Origin of the sequence: Nostoc sp. (assembly GCF_035638895.1) — a bacterium.
In the GTDB taxonomy this organism is placed as follows: Bacteria; Cyanobacteriota; Cyanobacteriia; order Cyanobacteriales; family Nostocaceae; genus Nostoc.
Genome location: NZ_DASQZC010000589.1, coordinates 1 through 1,850, shown reverse-complemented (window position 1 = coordinate 1,850; position 1,850 = coordinate 1). Strand labels below are relative to the sequence as shown.

The 1,850-nt window shown below is 43.8% G+C and carries 2 protein-coding genes; both read right to left on the bottom strand.

Going from position 1 to position 1,850, the window contains the following annotated elements; genetic code table 11:
• Positions 1-468: hypothetical protein (locus VE944_RS29375; protein WP_324985828.1), on the bottom strand; the 468-nt coding region annotated here is incomplete at its 3' end.
• On the bottom strand, positions 438-1,775 hold the full coding sequence (locus VE944_RS29370) for a P-loop NTPase fold protein (protein ID WP_324985825.1): 1,338 nt from the start codon (positions 1,773-1,775) through the stop codon (positions 438-440). The genes VE944_RS29370 and VE944_RS29375, both read right to left, overlap by 31 nt.
• Positions 1,776-1,850 lie beyond the last annotated feature (75 nt).

Here is a 1,850-nt window from a genome sequence, read left to right as displayed (position 1 = left end):
CATCTCAAACCGAATCGGTGTCGCCGCCCAACTAGCGAAATCTGGTGCTAAACGCACAACTTTTTGCAACACTTCCTCATTCATCCACACAATTAGAGGAAATGGGTGGCGTTTGCGAAATTCATCACGAATATGATTGATAGAGCTAAGTAGATCATCAAGTCCATCTACTGACTCTAAACCCAAAATCATCAACGCCGATGGCGGATTATCTTCGGTTAGCAGTTGTAAATGAATACTTGTGTAAAGGCTTCTAGCATGATGCGACAGAACTACCTTTTGAATTCGGTGTACTCCTGATGAGAGTTCTTCGAGTCGTTGCAGCATTTGTTCTTGCAAAACTCGATAATTGCAGCACACCAAAACCAGGGAGAATTGACCGCTAGAAAGGGTAATTGCTCTCCCCAAACTTCGTAGAGCTTGCTCGTTTGCTGCTCTTATATCTGCTTGTGGGTGTCCTTCAACCATGATTTAAATTTTTCCGTCTCTGCTAAAACTGGGTTGACGGCAAACCAAGCTCCCTGATGATCGCGGTATTCAAATACAAATAAACTTCGCAATAAAGCGTGGTATTGTATATCACCTCTAACTCTCTGCTGTTGCACCACCTGAAAGATTAATTCCCACTCATGAGGATCGATAGCGTTGGCTCGGTAATCCCGTTGTCTTTGAATCACCAATTCGACACAATTGCGCTCAAAGGGTGGATCTTGTTCTCGCAGACAGTCAAACAGTAACCCTAGCAAGTCGCGTACATGACCACCACTAATCAGGCACAATCGATCTAAGGTTTCCCGACTATCAAACACCTCTGTAATTAAGCCTAACCGATCGCTAGGCAGAATGTCTGGAAAAGCTCTAGCTAGTACCATTTGCTGCATCATTGCTAGCCCTTGGGTGAAAATTTCCCCAGAGCGCAGACGTACAGGTATCATCGGTAATATTTTTGGTGCGACTCCTCCCCCTAAACGATGCTGAAGTTCGGCGCTATCGTTGGAGAAAGTCAGGGCTAAGGGAATAGTGTAGACTACATGACAATTCAGTTTGCGTAACTGTTCACCCCGCTCAATAAATAAGTATTCTGGTAGCGATCGCCCCGATGGTAAAGGTCGAATTGCGACTCTATCCAAGTTATCAACAATGACTACTAGTCCTTTTTTACCCCTGGTTTTCAGTTCCTTAGTGGCACGTTCTAGCAATTCTTGATTAATTGACTGTAAAATATTTGCTGTTCGCGGTTCTAGATAATCTCTTAACCGCCGCCGCAATTGGGGACTTTCTTTAGTTTTAGCTGTAATTTTGCCAATCCCCACAGACAACTCTGCTTCTACCCCAAGGTCAATCGGCGTTTGCAAAAAATCCACAAGTTCACCAAACAACTTGGTAAAGTAGGTAGGTTTGAGCCTAATTTTCATTGCTTCTAGGCTTTCACTCACCTGTCCTGCGATCGCTAACAAAATATCAGTCACATCCACATCTGCCATTTCTAAGACATGGGTAGATTCAAAGTAAACTACATGAAATTGCTCCACTTCTAACTCAGCTTTGAGCCGCAACAACTCTGTTGATTTTCCACAACCGAGATGTCCTGTAAATAGTTGACAGGTTGGGACATCCGGCGATATTCTAGCGATCGTGCGCTGCAAGGCCTCGATAATCTTGCCACCCCGCACCGCAGCAAAATCGATATAGTATCTGCGATCGCTGGCATTTCCTATGATTAGAGGTCTGCTGGGATTGCAAGCCTGATAAAATCTTTCTAAATCTAGGAGCATAACTAATCGAGTTCACTCAGGGATAGGGATCACAAAATCTACTGATTAAATATATTGGTTTTAGGGAATTGAACC

What these genes read in the sequence shown, in the direction of transcription:
- VE944_RS29370 (WP_324985825.1), bottom strand. Translation starts at nt 1,775, where the DNA reads ATGCTCCTAGATTTAGAAAGATTTTATCAGGCTTGCAATCCCAGCAGA.